This is a genomic window from Pontibacter populi (assembly GCF_019336435.1).
GTDB classification, from domain to species: domain Bacteria; phylum Bacteroidota; class Bacteroidia; order Cytophagales; family Hymenobacteraceae; genus Pontibacter; species Pontibacter humidus.
Genome location: NZ_JAHWXQ010000006.1, coordinates 51,996 through 69,924, shown reverse-complemented (window position 1 = coordinate 69,924; position 17,929 = coordinate 51,996). Strand labels below are relative to the sequence as shown.

The following is a 17,929-nucleotide window of genomic DNA, read 5'->3' as shown; positions in this document are numbered from 1 at the left end:
TGAATGTTTCAGAATTACTTTTTGTGCAAAAAGCTATAGTTTATAAAGGTATTCTTCCTTCAAACTATAAACCGGCTAAGCCCATCTCCAGATTCTAAATCTTGGCATCTGTAAAATTATCCGATACGTGCCTGCGTAAGTATCCAGCGGTTCGGAACTTCCCCTTTGGTTGCCTGCAGATAGTCTTCATAACTGCAAGGTACCACGCGTGTAGTCTTTCCTTCCGTCAGTGATTCTACTTCCAGCCACCACTTCTCGCTTTGCTTGCTTTTGTAGAATACCATTTTGTCCGGGTTGTCATTAAAGGCAACAGCGTATTTGGTAAACTGTTTACTGTTAAAGCTGATCTCGTTTTTGCGGTGGTAAAACCCTTCAATAAAATACCAGATCATCGTTGCTACGGTCATGGCTGTCAGTTCGCGCTCATCCAGTTCCGGGTTGTATTCATAAATTCCGAGGGAAGTCAGGTTATCGTTTAGGCCGGCATACCAGCATAATTGACAGGCTTCTTCGCCGGTTAAGCCAAAGGGGTTAGCTGGTTCGTAGCCCGGCGCGTCCTGGTGCCGGATGGCGGCCACATCTATAGTTAACAGGTCGGCGAGGCGAACCACGGGCTCCATTTCCTGCACGTTACGGTGCACTTCCCCCACGCGGTAAGCTTCAAAATGCATTTTTTCGAGCGTAGCCATTACTTCCGACTCCACTAAATACGACTGGTACCCTATCTGCCCCAAACTAAACAGGTAGTTTGGCTCATGCATGAGTATGTTGCGCAGCTGCTTTTTGTTAGGGTTGGCATCCGTGTCTTCGGTCATATCTACGCTGGAGTCTACAGTAACCATGTTTACCACGCGCTCCAGGTGCTCGTAACCCATAAACTGGCCATATTCCAGGTCATGAGATCCACCAATTAATACAGGTATGGTGCCGTGAGAGATAAGTACTTCTACAATTTCCTTTATGCGCAGGTATGTATCATCCAGCGATATGCCGGGTCTGAGGTTACCCAGGTCTACTATTTTACAACTGCCTGCTCCTTTATTTAGTGCATATAGCTTTTTGCGTACGGCACGGGCAGGAGCCAGAGCCGGGTCGGTGTTTTCTTCGTTTCCGCTGCCGCGTGTTTCGTTTATGCCCAATATGGCAATGTCGGCAGCGCGCCAGTCGGGGAACTTGCTTACAAAACGGCTGATATAAGAGCCCAGGGTCCGGGGCTTGTTTAGCGCTGCAAAAACATCTTCGTACAGCGGTTCAAAAAAGATCGACAGGTTCATACGGTGGCTGCTTTACTTTAATTCTAAAGTACCAAAACTATAGGGGTATCTGTACTGGTTGCCTATATGCTGGTAAATAAAGGTAAATTAGGGAGTGTAATATAACTCATATTAAATATTTATGAGAGCGAAAGTGGGAGAAAAGAAAAAAAATAATTAAAATGCACTAATGATGAGCCGGTAATTATATTTCCGGGCTCCGTTATAGTTTAGGTTACACGCTATATAAAGATATAAACAGCATGAGCATCACCCGCACCATCGATTTTTTGTCGCACCAGTTAAACAACTTTCCCAAGCAAGATTGCCTTGCCGCCAAAGTAAACGGACAATGGGTGAAATACAGCACCCAGGATGTGCAGAAGATGTCGGACTTTGTAAGCCTGGGGCTTTTAAAGCTGGGTATTGGCAAAAACGATAAAGTAGCCATTATCTCTTTTAACCGCCCGGAGTGGGTGTTTGCAGATTACGGTATACAACAGATTGGCGCCATAAGCGTGCCGATGTACCCGACTATAACTGTTGAGGATTACCGTTATATCTTTAATGATGCTGAAGTAAAAGCCATTTTTGTAGCCGATAGCGAACTTTACAACAAAGTAGTTGCTGCTACAGATGGCTTGGACAGTGTAAAAGAGATCTATACGTTTGATGAGGTGCATGGTGCCAAGCATTGGTCGGAAGTGGTGGAGATGGGCAAGCAACTGGAGAATCCGGAGCAATTAAATGAGCTTCGCGATGCCGTTACTGCTGATGACATCCTGACCATCATTTATACTTCCGGTACAACTGGCAACCCGAAAGGTGTAATGCTGACGCATAATAACATCGTGAGCAACGTGCAGGGCATTGTAAACTATGTGCCTGTAAATAACACACACCGTGCACTCAGCTTCCTGCCGTTGTGCCATATTTTCGAGCGTATGCTCATGTATATGTACCTGCGTATCGGGGTCTCTATTTACTATGCCGAAAGTATAGAAAAAGTAGCCGACAACCTGAAAGAAGTGCAGCCGCACATATTTACAACCGTACCGCGCCTGCTCGAGAAGGTATATGATAAGATTGTAGCTAAAGGCATGGAACTGACAGGCGTGAAGCGCAAACTGTTTTTCTGGGCACTGGAGCTTGGTTTGAAGTACGATACTCAGAAAGACAATGGCTGGTGGTACAACCAGCAGCTGGCACTGGCCAATAAGCTTATCTTCAGTAAATGGCGCGAAGCGCTTGGGGGTAATGTGATAGCTATCGTTTCGGGTGGTGCTGCGTTGCAACCACGTTTGGCACGTGTGTTCTGGGCTGCCAACATTCGTGTTATGGAAGGTTACGGTTTAACAGAAACATCACCGGTAATTACATTCAACCGCTTTGAGCCAGAAAATAACATGATCGGTACGGTAGGTCTGAACATTGATAACGTGGAGGTGAAGATAGCTGAAGCAGACGGCGAGATACTTACCCGCGGGCCGCATGTAATGAAAGGTTACTATAACAAACCTGAGTTAACTGCCGAAGTTATTGACAGCGACGGCTGGTTCCATACAGGCGACATCGGCGAAATGGTGCATGGCAAATACCTGAAGATCACGGACCGCAAGAAAGAAATGTTTAAAACTTCCGGTGGAAAGTATGTAGCGCCGCAGCCGATCGAGAATAAGCTGAAAGAATCTGTAGTGATTGAGCAGGTAATGGTAGTAGGTGATGGTCAGAAATATGCTGCAGCGCTTATAGTTCCGTCGTTCATGGGCCTGCAGGACTATTGCATGCATAAAGGCATACCTTACACTACAGATGCTGACATGATCACAAAGCCGGAGATAGTGGAGAAATTCAAGCGTGAGATCGAGAAAGCCAACCATGGTCTTGCTCAATACGAGACTGTGAAGAAGTTTAAGCTCATCCCGAACATGTGGACTGTAGAGAGCGGCGAGCTTACCCCAACCCTTAAAGTGAAGCGTAAGATAATCTCTGCCAACTATAAGAAAGAGATCGATAGCATGTTCTAGGCTATAGATAATCTATAACTAAAAAGCCCTCCCCAAAACGGAGGGCTTTTTTTATTGCCTGATTGCCAAAACTATAGCTGTAGTATCTGTAAAGCCCTTCTTTCGTACTGTATTTTATGCATGCCGAATAAATTTTCGAAAATAGTATGCTTGCATAACATTATTTTATATATTTGGTATACATCATTATTTGTACATGAAGCCAGAAGAGACAGTAGATTATAATGTGAAAGTATGTTGGCATGCTATCTCGCGCATGTATAACACCGAGGCTGCCAAAAACGACATTACAACATCTATAGGGTTTGTGTTGTTGAACATAGACCAGGAGGCAGGTACGCCTGCTACCAAAATTGCGCCATTACTGGGTCTGGAGGCCCGAAGCCTTACCCGCATCCTGAAAAGCATGGAGGAAAAGAAGCTGATCTTTAAAGTTTCGGATCCGAGCGATAAACGCCTGGTGCGCATTTTCCTGACAAAGAAAGGACTGGAGAAAAAAGAAATTTCGAGAAAGACGGTGCTGCGCTTTAACCATAAAGTATACGAAACTATACCGCAGGAAGAACTAGATGCTTTTTTTAAAGTGTGCGGGCACATACAAACTATGATCGAGAACAAAGAGATATTTTAACCCATAGACAACTATAGCTATTCTATGAAGAGGATAATTAAGAAAGTAGCCGTACTTGGTTCCGGTGTGATGGGCTCGCGTATTGCCTGCCATTTTGCCAACATCGGGGTGCAGGTGCTGCTGCTCGACATCGTACCGAAGGAGCTGACGCCCGACGAAGAGAAAAAAGGCCTGACGCTGGAAAGCAAAGCTGTGCGTAACCGCATTGTGAACAGTTCACTGCAGGCAGCACTGGCTTCTAACCCGTCGCCGATCTACCGCAAATCAGATGCGCGCCTGATCCAGACAGGCAACTTCGAAGACAACATGAAGGACATCGCTACTGCTGACTGGACCATTGAGGTGGTGGTAGAGAACCTGAAGATCAAGAAGATTGTGTACGACCAGGTAGAGCAGCATCGCAAGCCGGGTACACTTATTACTTCCAACACATCGGGCATTCCGATTCACATGATGCTGGATGGTCGTTCTGAAGACTTCAGGAAACACTTCTGCGGTACGCACTTCTTTAACCCGCCACGCTACTTAAAACTTCTGGAGATCATTCCGACGCCTGAAACAGATCCGGCTATAGTTGATTTCCTGATGCATTACGGCGACCTGTACTTAGGCAAGACTACTGTACTGGCCAAAGATACACCTGCTTTCATCGCAAACCGTGTGGGTATTTACGCTATTATGCAAGGCCTGCAGGTAATGAACAAACTGGGTCTTAACGTTGATGAAGTAGATAGAATCTCCGGTCCGATCATCGGTCGTCCGAAGTCCGCTACTTTCAGAACGCTGGATGTGGTTGGTTTAGATACCTTGGCTAATGTAGCCAACGGGCTTTACCAGACTGGCGAGAGAGATGAGTCGCGTGAGCTGTTCCAGTTGCCAGGCTACCTGCAGAAGATGGTAGAGAACAAGTGGCTGGGTGATAAAACCGGTCAGGGTTTCTATAAAAAGACAAAAGACGCGAAAGGGAAAACTGAGATCCTGACGCTGGACCTCAACACGCTGGAGTACGGACCGAAGCAACGCGCCAAGTTCCAGAGCCTGGAAGTACTGAAGCCAATCGAAGACCTGAAGAAGCGTGTGAAAGTTTTCTCTGGTCAGTCGGATAAAGCAGCACAGTTCTTCAATGAGTCGCTTTATGGTTTGTTCCAGTATGTGAGCAACCGAATACCTGAGATCTCTGACGAACTATACAGAATAGACGATGCTATGCGTGCTGGCTTTGGCTGGGAGCTTGGTCCGTTTGAGTACTGGGATGCCATTGTTGCCCGCGAAGGTGTGCAACGCATGATCGAGAACGGTTATCAGCCTGCTGCCTGGGTAGAAGAAATGCTGAACAGTGGCAAAGAGTCTTTCTACATTGTGGAGAACGGCACACGCCGCTACTACGACATCAACAGTAAAGAATACAAAGCTATACCGGGTGCCGAGAATTTTATTATTCTTGAAAACCTGCGTGGCAACAAAGTGGTCTGGAAAAACACCGGCGCAACTATAACTGATTTAGGCGACGGTATCCTGAACGTAGAGTTCCATACCAAAATGAACACCATGGGCGGCGACGTGATCATGGCGCTGAACAAAGGGATTGATCTTGCCGAGAAAGATTTCCGTGGGATGGTAGTGGGTAACCAGGGCGCTAATTTCTCTGCCGGTGCTAATGTTGGCCTTATCTACATGTATGCGCTGGACCAGGATTTCGATGAACTGAACATGATCATCCGCCAGTTCCAGAACACGATGATGCGTATGCGCTACTCGGCTATACCAGTAGTGGGTGCACCACATGGCTTAACATTAGGTGGTGGATGCGAGCTTAACCTGCACGTCGATCACATTCAGGCTGCTGCTGAGACTTACATGGGCTTGGTAGAGTTTGGCGTTGGCCTGATACCAGGCGGTGGCGGTACAAAAGAAATGACGCTTCGCGCTGCTGACATGTATGCCGATGGCGACATCGAGTACAACGACCTGAAAAACGTGTTCCTGAACATCGGTATGGCAAAGGTTTCTACCTCGGCTAAAGAAGCGGTAGACCTGGGCTTTATGCGCAAATCGGATGGCATAACTATAAACAGCAACCGCCTGATAGCCGACGCCAAAGCGCAGGCAATACTTCTGGCAGACGCTGGTTATGTTAAACCGGTACAACGCACCAACATTAAGGTGCAGGGCAAAGGCGCGTTGGGTATGTTCCTGACAGGTGCCAATGCCATGATGACCGGCCGCTATATGTCTGAGCACGACCTGAAAATCTCTCAGAAACTGGCTTATGTGATGTGCGGTGGCGACTTGTCCGCCCCAACCGAAGTGAGCGAGCAGTACCTGCTAGACCTGGAGCGTGAAGCCTTCCTGTCCCTGACAGGTGAGCGCAAAACACTGGAGCGTATCCAGAGCATCCTGACCACAGGCAAGCCGCTGAGAAATTAATGACTAATGAATAATGGGTAATGAATAATGATTAAGCTCTTAAAGAGAAATCAACAATCAACCATTTAACAATTTAGCAATTAGAAAATATGAACAATGCATATATCGTAGCCGGATTTCGTAGCGCCGTGGGTAAAGCGGGCCGTGGCGGATTTCGGTTCACCAGACCTGATGACCTGGCCGCTGATGTCATCAAACATTTAATGGCCTCAGTGCCAGCCTTGGACCCGGAGCGTGTAGACGACCTTATAGTTGGTAACGCGGTGCCGGAAGCTGAGCAGGGCTTACAGATAGGTCGAATGATCTCGTTGCTGGCATTGCCAATGTCGGTTTCTGGTATGACCGTGAACCGCTACTGCGGCTCTGGTCTGGAAACTATAGCTATAGCCGCAAACCGCATCTCGGCTGGTATGGCTGACTGTATAGTTGCCGGCGGTACAGAATCGATGTCGCTGGTGCCAACAGTTGGTTGGAAAACAGTGCCGAACTATACTATCGCGAAAAACAACCCGGACTGGTACCTGAGCATGGGCTTAACAGCTGAGGCTGTGGCTGCAGACTATAAGGTTACCCGCGAAGACCAGGATGAGTTTGCGTACCATTCGCATCAGAAAGCTATCAACGCGATCAAGAACGGCTACTTTAAGGAGCAGATCGTGCCGATAACCGTTGAAGAAACTTACCTGGACGAGAACGGCAAGAAAAAGACCCGCACTTATGTGGTAGATACTGATGAAGGCCCAAGAGCGGATACTTCTATGGAAGCCTTAGCTCGCTTAAAGCCAGTATTTGCAGCAGGTGGTTCGGTAACGGCTGGTAACTCTTCTCAGACTTCTGATGGTGCTGCCTTCGTTATAGTTATGAGCGAGCGCATGGTAAAAGAACTGAACCTGGAGCCAATTGCCAGGCTGGTAAGTTATGCTTCCGGTGGTGTTGATCCGCGTATCATGGGTATGGGGCCAATTGCAGCTGTGCCAAAAGCTTTGAAAATGGCTGGCATGACGCTGAACGACATCGACTTGATCGAGATGAACGAAGCCTTTGCTGCCCAGTCTATCGCTGTTATGCGCCACCTGGATTTTGATCCTGCTAAGCTCAACATAAGTGGTGGAGCTATTGCTTTAGGTCACCCGCTTGGTTGCTCCGGCGCTAAGCTTTCTATCCAGCAATTCCATGAACTTCGCCGCATAGGCAAAAAGTACGGCATGGTAACCGCCTGTGTGGGTGGCGGCCAGGGTGTAGCCGGTATCTATGAATTGCTGAAATAGACGCTAGATGTTAGATTTTAGATGTTAGACTTATTTTATGCACAGCTTTAAGGACTTAAAGATCTGGCAGCGATCAATGGAGCTGGCGAAGGCCGTTTATGAAACAACAGCTACATTTCCAGGGAATGAAAGATATGGTCTAACATCTCAAATCAACAGAGCAGCCGTTTCTATACCATCTAATATTGCAGAAGGAGCAGGCAGAAATTCACCTAAAGAATTTGCTCATTTTTTAAGTATAGCACTTGGGTCAGCCTTTGAGTTAGAGACTCAGCTTCTCTTAGCAAATTCTTTTGGAATAATTACTGAATCTTCTCTTTCTGTTTTGCAAGACCAACTAGAGCAGATACAAAAGATGATCTATAGCTTTAAAAACTCCATAATCAAGAAATCTAATATCTAAAATCTAGCATCTAAAATCTTATCAATATGGAAAATTCAACTAAAACCGCAATACTAAGAGGTGGTGAGTTCCTGATAAAGGAAACGAATCCGCAGGACGTGTTTACGCCCGAAGATTTTACCGAAGAGCAACGTATGATGGCCCAGACCTGTCTGGACTTTGTGCAGGAAGAAGTACTCCCGTTGCTTGACAGACTGGACAACCACGAAGAAGGCCTGATGGAAAGCCTGATGAAAAAGGCAGGGGAACTTGGCTTGTTCGCGGTATCTATACCAGAGCAGTACGGCGGCTTGAACATGGACTTTAACACGTCGCTGCTGGTTACAGAATCAGTAGGAGGTGGCCATTCATTCCCGGTTGCCTTTGCGGCGCACACAGGTATTGGTACGCTGCCAATTTTATACTTTGGCACCGAAGAGCAGAAGCAAAAGTACGTTCCGAAGCTGGTTAGCGGCGAGTGGATGTCGTCTTACTGCTTAACAGAGCCGGGCTCTGGTTCGGATGCGCTGGCGGCTAAAACCAAAGCAGTACTGAACGAAGCCGGAACACACTACATCCTGAACGGGCAGAAAATGTGGATCACTAACGCAGGTTTCGCTGATGTGTTCATCGTTTTTGCACAGGTTGATGGCGACAAGTTCACAGGTTTTATAGTTGAAAAAGATTATCCGGGCCTAAGCCTGGGTAACGAAGAGCATAAGATGGGTATAAAAGGCTCTTCAACCCGCCAGGTATTCTTAACGGACTGCGAAGTTCCGAAAGAGAACGTGCTGGGCGAGATCGGCAAAGGCCATTTGATCGCTTTCAACATCCTGAACATCGGCCGTATCAAGCTTTGTGCTGCTACGCTGGGTGCTTCTAAAAAAGTGGCTGAGCTGTCGGTAAAATATGCCAACGAGCGTCATCAGTTTAAATTGCCAATCTCTAAATTCGGCGCTATTCGTCATAAACTGGCAGAGCAGGCCATCCGGATTTTTGCTGTAGAATCGGCGCAGTACCGTTCAGGTATGGATATTTACCGCATGGAGCAGGAACTGATGGCAGCCGGCAAAGATGAGAACGAAGCATTACTTGGTGCTGCAAAAGAATTTGCCGTGGAGTGTGCCATGCTGAAAGTGGAAGGTTCTGAAGTGCTGGACTATGTGGTAGATGAAGGTGTGCAGATCTACGGTGGCTATGGCTTCTCAGCTGACTACCCAATGGACCGTGCGTACCGCGACTCCCGTATCAACCGCATTTTTGAAGGTACCAACGAGATCAACCGCATGCTTACCGTGGACATGATCCTGAAGAAAGCTATGAACGGTGAGCTTGACCTGATGGGCCCAGCGCAGAACGTACAGAACGAACTGATGGCTATTCCGGATTTCGGGGCCGAAGAAGAAGGCGGCTTGTTTGCTGCAGAACACAAAGCTATCCGTAACCTGAAAAAGGCAATTCTGTTAGTAGCCGGTACTGCGGTGCAGAAATACATGGCTTCACTTGCCAAAGAGCAAGAGGTGCTAATGAATATCGCCGATATGGCCATCAAAACCTATGTGGCAGAATCTACTTTGCTGCGCGTGGAGAAAATGATCGGTACAAAAGGCGAAGAAGCCGTAGCAAACCAGATCGATATTGCCCGTGTGGTGGTGAATGATGCAGTAGACGCTTCGTTTATAGCTGGTAAGGAAGCCATTGCATCTATGGCTGAAGGTGATGAGCAACGCTTGTTATTTATGGGCTTAAAACGCTTCACTAAGAAAGACCTGTTCAATACAAAAGAGGCCCGCCGTCGCATAGCAGCTGCGCTGATCGAGTCAAATGAATATGTTTATTAATTTCTGACCATTTATAGTTTAGAAAAGGCTTTCCTCTTAAGGAAAGCCTTTTTTTATTTTATCTATCTAATTTAATATAATAAAAATAATATTTATAGCCCAAAAATGTAAATGCAAGGGCAGGTTTTACGTATGAAGGGCAGCGCCTTAACTATAAACCTATAGTAGATAATGAATGTAAGCTGCCTTATACCATGTTATAACGAACGTGAGCGAATTGCCAAGGTGCTTGATATAGTTGTCAGCACGAAATATGTACAGCAGGTAATTTGTGTAGATGATGGATCTACTGACGGAACAGCAGATTATATTGAAGCTAACTGGCCTACTGTAGAGGTTATCAGGTTGCTGCGTAACCATGGTAAAACCAAAGCCATAAAGCAGGGATTGCAATATGTAGACTATGCCACATTACTGATGATGGATGCGGATCTGCAGGGATTAAGAAAAGAAGAGCTGGAAGCTGCTTTAGATGCTTATAAGGAATGCCATGAAGTAGATATGATTATCATGCGTCGTATTAATTCCCCCTGGTTTGTGAAGTGGTATCGTAGTGATGTGTTGCTATCAGGAGAACGCATACTACAAACAGCTGATCTGAAGCTGGTACTAAGGCAACGGCTAAAGTGTTATCAGTTAGAGGTAGCCATTAACCGCTACATGTTGCGTCATAAGAAAGTAGTACGCTGGATGCCCTGGTCTGCTATAAATACCTACAAAGTGGATAAACTGGGAGTGTTGGACGGCTCACGCAAAGAGTTTAACATGTACATTGATATTGTGAACTATGTCGGTTTCTCGCACATGTGCCTGCAGCTGGCATCCTTTACTAAAAAGCTACATTACAAATCGGTTTCCAATCCAACTAAGGAACCACAACTATACCTGAAGCATTATTTTAACTGAATATGGTATAGTTTAAGACCTGCTTCACGCTTTTTAGGGCGAACTACAACAGCTACATCTTTGTCAGAGAACCAGGCCGTGAAATCTTTTACATAGGCCAGTTCTTTGTCGTTTGCCACATTCAGGCGCACTCCCTTTGCCTCACTTATCTCACCTGTTTTAGTGTTGATCTGGCGCAAATACAGGTCGTTTTTACCGTCAAGCTCTTCCAGTGTAAGCAGGTTTAGAGTATTGCCGCTCATGTAAGCAGTGTAGGAAATCCCGGAGAAAGCATCTTCTGCAGGGGATTGCTGATGCTTCATTAATACTGAGTTCCAGGCAGAGTTCATGTATTCGTCGTAGGCAAACAGCAGCATTTCTTTGGCGAAGTAGGGAGAGCTCTTGCCACCCATCGTGTATTTCTTTTCTGCCAGCACAACCAGCTTATTATCGGCAGTCTGCAGCAGGTCTGTTATATAAATGTCTTCGAAGCGCTTCGGTTTAGTTGTGTCTGCTTTATTCAGGCTGTTTATTTTAGCCAGGTATATCGGTGAGAATTTAAACTCTTCGGCAAAAACCATGTCTTCGGCTTCAAAGTCAAACCGAACTGCTTTCAGGCTATAGTATAAGCCAGAGGCTTCTTCTGCTGTAATTACGGCTCCGTATAGTTGGTCATCCGGCATCAGCTTAAACCGCGAATCCATGATATAAACTTTTTTGCCGCCAAATACACCGCCCACCAGTACGCTCATTACCTTTGCTTTCGGGTCTTTTAAACTATACCGGCGAACCGTAAGGCGGTTCATGTTATCCGATATCAGGCTCAGGTACTGGTCTCCTTTGTTGCTCACCTGCACATCCACCGACAGTACATCGCGCACATCATTCAGGTTATAGGTAACGTCTTTCAGCTTTGCCAGCTTTTCGTCGAACAACGAGCCGCTCATGCTTCTGATCTTATAGTTGCTATCTGCCTGGTAATGGAATACAAGGAGTTTAGAGCCATCCTGCGAGAAAGCTATGCCCGGTTCACGGTTAGAAACAGGGCTTTCCTGTAGTAGCTGTTTGTCTTTTAGGGCACCACTTACCAGGTCAATATAGTAGCCATGTAGCTGTTGGGTAGCACCTGTTTTAGAGTATGCTACAACTATAGCTGCATCTTTGGTGGTGTAAAAACCATACACTGTCTGCTCTATAGTAAGTGGTATAGTTGCATCCCATCGTTTTGCCAGGCCAGCCTCATATTTCTGCACCCCATAGTTGCCATTTGCTTTGCGGCTAAGAATTACAAACTGCTCAGGGCCGGTAGCTATGGTTTTATTGGTAATGCGTTGGTTGTACCTGTCTTCAGATAAGTTCGGGTGATACTCAAATGGCACTTCACCCTTTTTTCTGGATTGACCAAAAGCGGCTACGGATAGCACAATAAAAACGAAAACGAAGAGCAGGTTTTTCACAGGAATCAGCTTTAAAAGATCAAACTTAAGGTTAAGTGCGAGATTAGTCAAATTTTAATTCAGGCATTGAGTAACAGAATTATAGCTATGTTGTTTCGCGTGGAACAAATAGGATTTATTTTGTTAGTACACAGATTCAGGGCTATGCTTGTATGTGTTGATATGAACATGTTTACATTTCAACCACATCAAAAAAAGAGCCTGTCAACCAAGATTTTCGCTGCTCTGCCCGATAGTAGGTAGTTGCTGTAACAAGCCTGTTGTATATGATGTAAACCTGATTAAATAAGATAAAATGAGGTTCATACTTAAGATACTAGCATTTACAGCACTTTTACTGATTAGCAAAATAACTAAAGAAGATAAACTGATTACTACCCCTGCTAAAAATCCTCAGGTTATAGTTAGCACAGCACAAGATGCTGCAGAAAAACCGTTACCAGTACTTTCAAGCGGCAATATGCAGCAACATCAAAACGGTCTGTATACCGAACCTGTGCAAACTTTTGTAGCAACACAAGCAACTATAAAATGAAAGTTTTTTAGCTGATACGGCTCCAGTTTACAGTATTAGCGCTTAACGATTGGATGTGCCTGCGGATGTTCTGATGTTCGGCATGTTCGAGTTGCGGGTCTTCCTGTAAGATATTTTGTGCAGCAGCGCGTGCTTCCTGAAGTATAGGTGCATCCTTGGCAAGGTCTGAAATCAGCAGGTCGAGTACACCGCTTTGCTGTGTTCCCATCAAATCGCCGGGGCCGCGTAGTTTCAGATCTATGTCAGCTATTTCGAAGCCATTGTTGGTGCGTACCATGGTCTCCAGGCGGGTCTTGCTGTCTTTGCTGAGTTTATAACCCGTCATGAGAATGCAGTAGCTTTGTTCGGCTCCTCGACCCACTCGCCCACGCAACTGATGGAGCTGCGATAAGCCAAAGCGCTCCGCACTTTCTATGATCATCACCGAAGCATTCGGCACGTTCACGCCCACTTCAATTACGGTGGTGGCTACCATAATCTGGGTTTCGTGCCTCACGAAGCGCTGCATTTCGTAATCTTTGTCCTGTGCTTTCAGTTTGCCGTGCACCATGCTAACCTGATACTCCGGGAAGGCTCTTCTCACACTTTCATAGCCATCCATCAGGTCTTTATAGTTCTCCATCTGCTCCGATTCCTCAATCAGCGGGTAAACTATATAGATTTGGCGGCCTAACTTTATCTGGTCCCGAACAAACTGGAATACACGCAAACGGTGAGAATCAAAACGATGAACAGTAACGATCTCTTTACGGCCGGCCGGCATTTCATCTATCACTGAAACATCCAGGTCGCCATACAAGGTCATTGCCAGCGTGCGCGGAATAGGAGTAGCTGTCATGACCAATACATGCGGAATAATGCGCGGATTCTTGCGCCATAGTTTGGAACGCTGCTCCACGCCGAAGCGGTGCTGCTCATCTACTATACACAAGCCCAGGTTATGAAACTGTACCACGTCTTCGAGCAAGGCATGTGTGCCCACGATCATCTTCATCTCGCCGGACCGGAGTTGCTCGTGCAGTTCGCGACGTTCTTTTGTTTTGCTGGAACCTGTAAGTTTGCCGATCTTAATACCTAAGCGGTCAGCAAATTCTTTCAGACCGGTATAGTGCTGGTCTGCTAATATTTCAGTTGGCGCCATTAGTACCGACTGTGCCCCGTTATCTGCTGCAATCAGCATAGTTATAAACGCAACTATAGTTTTGCCCGAGCCCACATCGCCCTGCAGCAGGCGGTTCATTTGCTTTCCTGATGTCAGGTCTTTGTGGATCTCTTTTATAACCCGCTTCTGTGCCCCGGTCAGGTCGAAGGTCAAGTGGTTTTTGTAGAACTCTGTTACCGTTGGCACCTGTTTAAAAATCTGCCCGGCCAGGTCGGCGCGGCGCACTACTTTCTGGCGTAACAGGCGCAGCTGTATGTAAAAAAGCTCTTCGAATTTAAGCCTGAACTTAGCCGCATTGTACTTCTCCACCGATTCCGGGAAGTGGATATTCTGTAACGCACTTCGTTTGTCGGTCAGGCGGTAATGGTCTATCAGGTCCAGTGATAAGGTTTCCTGTATGTGGAGTGCAGCTATCTTCAGTAATGACTCGATGTATTTCGAGATCACTTTACTATCGATGCGGTGGTTTTTCAGCTTTTCGGTTGTATTGTAAACCGGCTGCAGGAAGGATGTTGTCTGTTTTTCTTCAGCCAGTTCTTCCAGCTCCGGGTGCGCCATATTAAACTTGCCGTTGAACTCTGTAGGCTTCCCGAAAACAATATAGTCGGTGTGGTTCTTCAGGCTTTTCTCCATCCACTTCACACCTTTAAACCAAACCAGCTCCATTTCATCTCCGGCTTCATCTACCAGGGTAGCAGCCAGGCGTTGTTTACGGCCTTCACCCAGCAATTGCTTGCCACGTACACGCCCGCGCACCTGCACATACGGCATAGTTTCATCGAGCTCAGCAATCTTGTAAAATTGGGTACGGTCTAAGTAACGGAAGGGGTAATGCTGTATCAGGTCGCCATAGGTATACATGTTGAGCTCTTTCTGCAACAGCTCGGCACGCATGGGGCCTATTCCTTTCAGAAACTCGATCTTAGTATGGAAGAAGTTGCTCAAAACCTATGGGTGTGAATTATAAATTAAGAATTAGGAATTATGAATGAGATAAAGATACAGAATTTGCCTGAATCAGGATTTGCGAGATTTGATAGGATAGTCAGGGTTAATTCTCAATTAACTGCTCTATCTTATATTCCTTCACTTCAAAAATATTGGCAGAAGAGTCTACAATTACAGAAAGGTCAACCTCTGCTTTTGTGCCATGTAATGTAATATTAATAACTGCCGGATATTGTCTGATCGAATCAATATGGCGAGAGTTAAAAGTATAGCCTGTTTGTTTACCTATAGTTCTTTTGATTTCCGGATTTGCTTTTAATTGCTCTATAGTTTGAGTTACTACATCGGGTTGGACGTTCAAAAAGGTAATAACTAGATTCATCGCAACCGCAGCTGAAAATAGAATCAGGAGGTATTTTAATAATTTCTTATTAAAGTCTTTCCCTGATCGGCCAGAAATACGATTTGCAATAAAATAGAAAATAAGTAGACCAATAATTACTTGCAGGATGTTTGTGATAAACTCCATAGAAGTATGTTTAAATATCAACTATAGTTTACTGTTTTCTGAGAAAAAAGCGGAAATCTGTAACAACCAACTTTACTTCCCTTCCTGCCACTTCAATGTATTCAGCATGTGAATTACATCTCTTTTAATAAACTCGATAACAGGAGCCAGCGAGTCGTTTTGAGTAGCTGTTCTGAAGTATAAAGCACCACGCAGGAAATGCTTCGTAGAATCGGTTACATAGAACTGGAACTGGCTTGGTACTTCGCCTTCCAGCTCAAAAACTGAGGCCATGTCGCCGGTTGGCGTTTTTACTTCGGTCTCTTCAATGGAGTATGCTTTTATCTGGTGCTTGCCGGTTAACTTGCGGGCATCTTCTACCAGGTCGTTCAGTATTTTATCGCTGCCTTGTATGTTCTTGTAGGTCAGCTGCACGTCGGCGCCAAGGGTTGGGTAAATAATGTGCAGCCAATGCGGTTGTGCTATCCTAGACGAGTCAGGGCGAACCTTGGCATGGCTTGAATACTCAAAACTATAAGGGTGTTGTGCAATCAGGGGCTGGTACGTTTGTGCCGGAAGATCGATACGGTTATAGCCTTTCGGTTTTGGGGTATATTCTGTTCCACAGGAAACAACAGCAAGTGCCAAGGCAAACCATAGCCCTATTTGTAACTTAGCTGACCTTGTGGTAACGCTTCTTTTTGCTTCCGACATTTATTTTTACTCGTTTTACGCGTTTGCTGTCCGCAGACTCTATCGTGAAATGAAAATGGCCATAGTTTATAGTTTCGCCAACCCTCGGGATACGTGAGAAGAGCGACAGCATCAGTCCGGCCACGGACTCAGATTCTCCCTTTACTTCATTAAAAGCATCAAAAGGCACCTCAGTTATTTTACAGAAGTCGTGCAATGACGTCTTTGCATCAAAGATAAAGGTATTTTTATCTAACTGGGAGTAGATGATCTCATCGTCGTCAAACTCATCGTTTATTTCACCCACGATTTCTTCCACAATATCTTCCAGGGTAAGCAAACCGGTTGTGGCGCCAAATTCATTCAGCACTATAGCCATATGCACATGCTTGTCCTTAAAATCCTGGAAAAGGTCGGCTATGCGCTTGTTGTCCGGTACAAAAAATGGTTCGCGCAGCAGTTTCTGCCAGTTAAACTCAGGGCCTTTATCTATGTGCGGTAACAGGTCTTTAACGTAAAGTATGCCCTCTATCTTATCTGTGGTCTCGCTATAAACCGGCACCCGCGAATAACCCCATTTTGTAATTTCAGGAAGCAACTCGGGTAAGGTCAGCGTGGTCTTAAACGCAACTATATCTACCCGCGGACGCATGATCTGTCTGACAGTGATGGAGCCAAAGTTTACTACGCCACGCAGGATCCGACGCTCCTCAGGAGAAGTGTCTTCGTTGGTAAGGGCTACATCCAGGCTGTGTTTAAGTTCCTGCATAGTGTGGTTATAGCTGCGTGTACCATAACGGGTTTCTATAGTGTTACCTATTGCCATTAATAGCTTTGCAAGGGGCTGTATCAGGGGCTTTAACGCAGAGAGGCCCGTTGCGGCACGCCTGGCTATAGTTAGTGGCTTCTTGTTGGCATAAACTTTTGGCAATACTTCGCCGAAGAATACGATCAGGAAAGTAGCAAATAGCATACAGCCTGTAAACTCAACTATACCCAGCTTGCCAAATAGCAACCAGGCAATGTAAGCAAACAGGGTAATGATACTTACATTGATAGCATTATTGATGATAAGAATGTGCGTGAGCAGCTGTCTTGGATCATCCAATAAAAAGACAATGCGCTTATCTGTGGGGTTGGTACTTGTTTTAAGCTTTTCCAGGTCTTGCTCCCGCAAAGAAAAAAATGCTGCTTCCGCCCCTGAAGCAAGGGCAGAAAGCAGCAAAAGGATAATACAGCCAAGTATAGCTGTTATGTATTCAATCCTGAGTAAAGCAGACGTGTTTTGAAATAACTGCAGTAAACTATAACTCAGGGGGTCTCCAGGATCTATACTTCCCAAAATTCGAATGTTTAGTTAAACAAGGATTAGAACGGCAGGTCGTCTGGCTCGTCGTTCTGTGCCACACCGGCTGGGGCCGTTGTAGCTCCGGCGTTATAGTTGCTACCAGCTGAAGAAGTGGATGCACTTCCCTGGAAGTTGTTGCCACCTTCCGAAGAACCACCTTCGCCACGCGTAAGCATGGTCATGTTATCGGCTACAATTTCTGTAGAGTAACGCTGGTTTCCTTCTTTGTCCTGGTATTGGCTGGTTCGGATCTTGCCTTCAATAAAAACAGACTGCCCTTTGCGCAGATACTTTTCTGCTACCTCAGCCAGGCCGCGCCATAACACAATGTTATGCCATTCGGTTTTTTCCTGCTTTTGGCCGCTTTTGTCCTTAAAGGTTTCGGAGGTTGCTAAAGGGAAGCGGGCAACAGCCACACCACCTTCTAGATGACGTACTTCAGGGTCTTTGCCCAGGTTTCCGATCAGGATTACTTTGTTTACACTTGCCATGCTTTTTTGTGTTTATATAGTTAATTGATTTGGGCTACTCCGGCAACCAAGCCGGAGGCAATATGGCTTACTG

At 45.9% G+C, this 17,929-nt stretch carries 15 protein-coding genes; 8 read left to right on the top strand and 7 right to left on the bottom strand.

The genetic code is table 11. The features are described 5' to 3' along the window. Positions 1-116: 116 nt before the first annotated feature. Positions 117-1,274: a formimidoylglutamase gene (locus KYK27_RS16795; protein ID WP_199111466.1), complete on the bottom strand. Its 1,158-nt coding sequence runs from the start codon at positions 1,272-1,274 to the stop codon at positions 117-119. Between the two features lie 242 nt (positions 1,275-1,516). Here KYK27_RS16795 and KYK27_RS16790 point away from each other — a divergent pair, with 242 nt between their 5' ends. From KYK27_RS16790 to KYK27_RS16760, 7 genes are all read left to right on the top strand, one after another. After that, positions 1,517-3,280, top strand: a complete 1,764-nt coding sequence (locus tag KYK27_RS16790; RefSeq protein WP_199111465.1) for an AMP-dependent synthetase/ligase — start codon at positions 1,517-1,519, stop codon at positions 3,278-3,280. A gap of 196 nt (positions 3,281-3,476) precedes the next feature. Continuing rightward, positions 3,477-3,911, top strand: coding sequence for a MarR family winged helix-turn-helix transcriptional regulator (locus KYK27_RS16785; RefSeq protein WP_199111464.1), 435 nt, complete (start codon positions 3,477-3,479; stop codon positions 3,909-3,911). Between the two features lie 24 nt (positions 3,912-3,935). After that, a complete protein-coding gene (locus KYK27_RS16780) occupies positions 3,936-6,338 on the top strand; it encodes a 3-hydroxyacyl-CoA dehydrogenase/enoyl-CoA hydratase family protein (RefSeq protein ID WP_199111463.1) in 2,403 nt (800 codons plus the stop codon). Positions 6,339-6,427: 89 nt separating this feature from the next. Continuing rightward, entirely contained in the window at positions 6,428-7,606 is a 1,179-nt protein-coding gene (locus tag KYK27_RS16775) for an acetyl-CoA C-acyltransferase (protein WP_199111462.1), read from the top strand. 37 nt (positions 7,607-7,643) lie between these two features. Next, positions 7,644-8,009 carry a four helix bundle protein gene (locus tag KYK27_RS16770; RefSeq protein WP_199111461.1) on the top strand — a complete coding sequence of 122 codons (366 nt, stop codon included), beginning with the start codon at positions 7,644-7,646 and terminating at the stop codon, positions 8,007-8,009. A 26-nt stretch (positions 8,010-8,035) separates the two neighbouring features. Then, positions 8,036-9,829 carry an acyl-CoA dehydrogenase family protein gene (locus tag KYK27_RS16765; protein WP_199111460.1) on the top strand — a complete coding sequence of 598 codons (1,794 nt, stop codon included), beginning with the start codon at positions 8,036-8,038 and terminating at the stop codon, positions 9,827-9,829. A gap of 171 nt (positions 9,830-10,000) precedes the next feature. Next, positions 10,001-10,735 (top strand): glycosyltransferase family 2 protein, encoded by a 735-nt coding sequence (locus KYK27_RS16760; RefSeq protein ID WP_199111459.1) that lies wholly within the window; start codon positions 10,001-10,003, stop codon positions 10,733-10,735. On the opposite strand, the gene KYK27_RS16755 is transcribed toward KYK27_RS16760, so the two are convergent. After that, positions 10,723-12,171: a hypothetical protein gene (locus tag KYK27_RS16755; RefSeq protein WP_199111458.1), complete on the bottom strand. Its 1,449-nt coding sequence runs from the start codon at positions 12,169-12,171 to the stop codon at positions 10,723-10,725. The genes KYK27_RS16760 and KYK27_RS16755 overlap by 13 nt on opposite strands. A 295-nt stretch (positions 12,172-12,466) precedes the next feature. On the opposite strand from KYK27_RS16755, the gene KYK27_RS16750 reads away from it, so the two are divergent. Beyond that, a complete protein-coding gene (locus KYK27_RS16750) occupies positions 12,467-12,706 on the top strand; it encodes a hypothetical protein (RefSeq protein WP_199111457.1) in 240 nt (79 codons plus the stop codon). Between the two features lie 7 nt (positions 12,707-12,713). Here KYK27_RS16750 and recG read toward each other — a convergent pair whose 3' ends face one another. From recG to KYK27_RS16725, 5 genes are all read right to left on the bottom strand, one after another. Continuing rightward, positions 12,714-14,813, bottom strand: coding sequence for an ATP-dependent DNA helicase RecG (recG, locus tag KYK27_RS16745; RefSeq protein ID WP_199111456.1), 2,100 nt, complete (start codon positions 14,811-14,813; stop codon positions 12,714-12,716). Between the two features lie 106 nt (positions 14,814-14,919). Further along, positions 14,920-15,345, bottom strand: coding sequence for a hypothetical protein (locus KYK27_RS16740; protein WP_199111455.1), 426 nt, complete (start codon positions 15,343-15,345; stop codon positions 14,920-14,922). A gap of 72 nt (positions 15,346-15,417) precedes the next feature. Continuing rightward, complete coding sequence (gene gldD, locus KYK27_RS16735) at positions 15,418-16,038, bottom strand: gliding motility lipoprotein GldD (protein WP_199111454.1); 621 nt, start codon at positions 16,036-16,038, stop codon at positions 15,418-15,420. Continuing rightward, positions 15,998-17,359: a gliding motility-associated protein GldE gene (gene gldE / locus KYK27_RS16730; protein WP_233150498.1), complete on the bottom strand. Its 1,362-nt coding sequence runs from the start codon at positions 17,357-17,359 to the stop codon at positions 15,998-16,000. The genes gldD and gldE overlap by 41 nt, the downstream gene beginning before the upstream one ends. Positions 17,360-17,385: 26 nt before the next feature. Next, a complete protein-coding gene (locus KYK27_RS16725; RefSeq protein ID WP_199111453.1) occupies positions 17,386-17,856 on the bottom strand; it encodes a single-stranded DNA-binding protein in 471 nt (156 codons plus the stop codon). Positions 17,857-17,929 lie beyond the last annotated feature (73 nt).

What these genes read in the sequence shown, in the direction of transcription:
- KYK27_RS16785 (WP_199111464.1), top strand. Translation starts at nt 3,477, where the DNA reads ATGAAGCCAGAAGAGACAGTAGATTATAATGTGAAAGTATGTTGGCAT.
- KYK27_RS16780 (WP_199111463.1), top strand. Translation starts at nt 3,936, where the DNA reads ATGAAGAGGATAATTAAGAAAGTAGCCGTACTTGGTTCCGGTGTGATG.
- KYK27_RS16740 (WP_199111455.1), bottom strand. Translation starts at nt 15,345, where the DNA reads ATGGAGTTTATCACAAACATCCTGCAAGTAATTATTGGTCTACTTATT.
- KYK27_RS16775 (WP_199111462.1), top strand. Translation starts at nt 6,428, where the DNA reads ATGAACAATGCATATATCGTAGCCGGATTTCGTAGCGCCGTGGGTAAA.
- KYK27_RS16765 (WP_199111460.1), top strand. Translation starts at nt 8,036, where the DNA reads ATGGAAAATTCAACTAAAACCGCAATACTAAGAGGTGGTGAGTTCCTG.
- KYK27_RS16770 (WP_199111461.1), top strand. Translation starts at nt 7,644, where the DNA reads ATGCACAGCTTTAAGGACTTAAAGATCTGGCAGCGATCAATGGAGCTG.
- KYK27_RS16725 (WP_199111453.1), bottom strand. Translation starts at nt 17,856, where the DNA reads ATGGCAAGTGTAAACAAAGTAATCCTGATCGGAAACCTGGGCAAAGAC.
- KYK27_RS16750 (WP_199111457.1), top strand. Translation starts at nt 12,467, where the DNA reads ATGAGGTTCATACTTAAGATACTAGCATTTACAGCACTTTTACTGATT.
- KYK27_RS16760 (WP_199111459.1), top strand. Translation starts at nt 10,001, where the DNA reads ATGAATGTAAGCTGCCTTATACCATGTTATAACGAACGTGAGCGAATT.
- gldD (WP_199111454.1), bottom strand. Translation starts at nt 16,038, where the DNA reads ATGTCGGAAGCAAAAAGAAGCGTTACCACAAGGTCAGCTAAGTTACAA.
- KYK27_RS16795 (WP_199111466.1), bottom strand. Translation starts at nt 1,274, where the DNA reads ATGAACCTGTCGATCTTTTTTGAACCGCTGTACGAAGATGTTTTTGCA.
- KYK27_RS16790 (WP_199111465.1), top strand. Translation starts at nt 1,517, where the DNA reads ATGAGCATCACCCGCACCATCGATTTTTTGTCGCACCAGTTAAACAAC.